This is a genomic window from Streptomyces sp. S6, assembly GCF_054880855.1.
This window is the reverse complement of record NZ_JBTYMC010000609.1, coordinates 1-1,665: the sequence shown is the minus strand read 5'-3', so window position 1 is coordinate 1,665 and position 1,665 is coordinate 1. Positions and strand designations below refer to the sequence as shown.

General features: G+C 76.2%; 2 pseudogenes. Both read right to left on the bottom strand.

Annotation, left to right across the window (positions count from 1 at the left end):
• A pseudogene (locus ACVNF4_RS35750) lies at nt 1-1,385 on the bottom strand (HEAT repeat domain-containing protein); the annotation flags it as partial.
• Between the two features lie 42 nt (nt 1,386-1,427).
• Nucleotides 1,428-1,665 (bottom strand): annotated as a pseudogene (locus tag ACVNF4_RS35745) (DNA alkylation response protein); the annotation flags it as partial.

Genomic DNA, 1,665 nt, shown 5'->3' with positions numbered 1-1,665 from the left:
GCCCTCAGGTGCCGCCGCAGCGCGGGCACCAGCGAACCGGCCGCCGCGCCCAAGCGGGGCACCACGGAGGCGGCATGACGAGGCAGCTCCCTCCCGTCCAGCACCTCCGCCAGCATCTCCACCGCCCGCGCATCGCCGCAGCGCGCCAGCGCGAGCAGGGCGCCACCGAGCGCCACGGCCCCACCGCCCCCGACCTCCTCGCCCGGGTCGGCTGAGCCGCTGACGTCGCTCGCCGCCACCCTTTCGGGCCGCGCGGCCCGCCACCGCTCCACCCATCCCTCGGGCTTCCCCGAGACCAGCCCGTGCAGCCGGTCCGCGGCAGGCGCCGCCACTGCGGACAACTCCCCGAGCACGGACACCGCCGCATCCCGCAACCGCTCCTCCCCGCAGGAGAGTTGCTCCCCGATCAGGGAGACGAGGGCCGTGTGGTCCCCGCGCCACTCGCGGATCAACCCGGCGGCGAGCAGGACGCCGTTGCAGCGGTCGACGGGGGAGGGGAGGCGCAACTGGGCGAGGAGGAGGGCCGTGCGGGTGGGGACGTCGTCGGCGAGGGCGGTGTGGAGGGTGCGCAGCAGGCGGGTGCCCTGTTCGTCGGAGGGGCGCAGCCGGTGCAGGCGGCCGGTGAGGGTCTCCTCGGCTCCCGGCGGGGTCCACGCACGCGTGTTGTGGCGTTCGTCGAGGAGCTGTGCGGTGAGGGGGACCAAGTCGGGCGGGAGCCGGTCCGGCGCGTGCGCGGCGAGCTGGCCCAGGACGGCCAGGCGCAGGACCGGGGGGTTGGGGGAGGGGAGGTGGGTGGTGAGGAGGGCGATCGCCTCGGGCGCGTGCGCCGGGTGGCGCCGGACGAAGACGCCGGTGGCTTCGGTGACGGCGATCAGCGCGTCGTCGTCCCGTTCGAAGCGGAGCCGCCGGCTCAGGAGCGGCAGGACGCGCGCGGGGTCGTCCAGGAACCGGACGGTCGCGCCGACGGCCACCCGGCGGACGTCCGGATCGGGGTCGAGGGTCAGCGCGGCGAACACCTCGGCGCCCGCGCGGACGGCGGCCTCGCCGGGGCCGTCCTCCTCGCTCCCGATGCTCACCAGCAGCTCCACCACCCCCGCGCGGTCCCGCACCTCCTCCCGCGCCGCGACGGCGAGCAGGAACGGGACGGCGGCGGGCGTCGAGTCGCGGACGGCGCCCCGGTGGTGCAGCCTCCCGTACAGCGCGTCGAGCGCCGCCTCCCGGACAGCGGCCCGCTCGGAGGCCAGCGACCGCAGCAGACCGGGGACGTCCCCGGCGCTGCCGTGCGCGTGGTGCAGTGAGGCCCAGTCGACCTCGTCGATCCCCGTGAACACCTGGTCCTCCCCCGGACGGTGCGTCAGAATCCCCGACTGATCACGAGTCTGCACCACGCCACTGACAACGCAGGGTGACGTCCGGGAAACGGGACGTCAGAGGCGTTCGGGCAGCGCCCGTTCGAGGATCGCGGTGACGTCGGCGGAGTCGGGGAGTGTGCCGAAGGAGTGCCCCCAGTCGCCGTCGAGGCGGCTCGCGCAGAACGCGTCGGCGACGGCGGGCGGGGCGTGCCGGACGAGGAGGGACGCCTGGAGGGTCAGGGCCATCGTCTCGACGACGCGGCGGGCCTGCGACTCGGTCGCGCCGGCCAGCAGACGCTCCACGCGCGCGTGC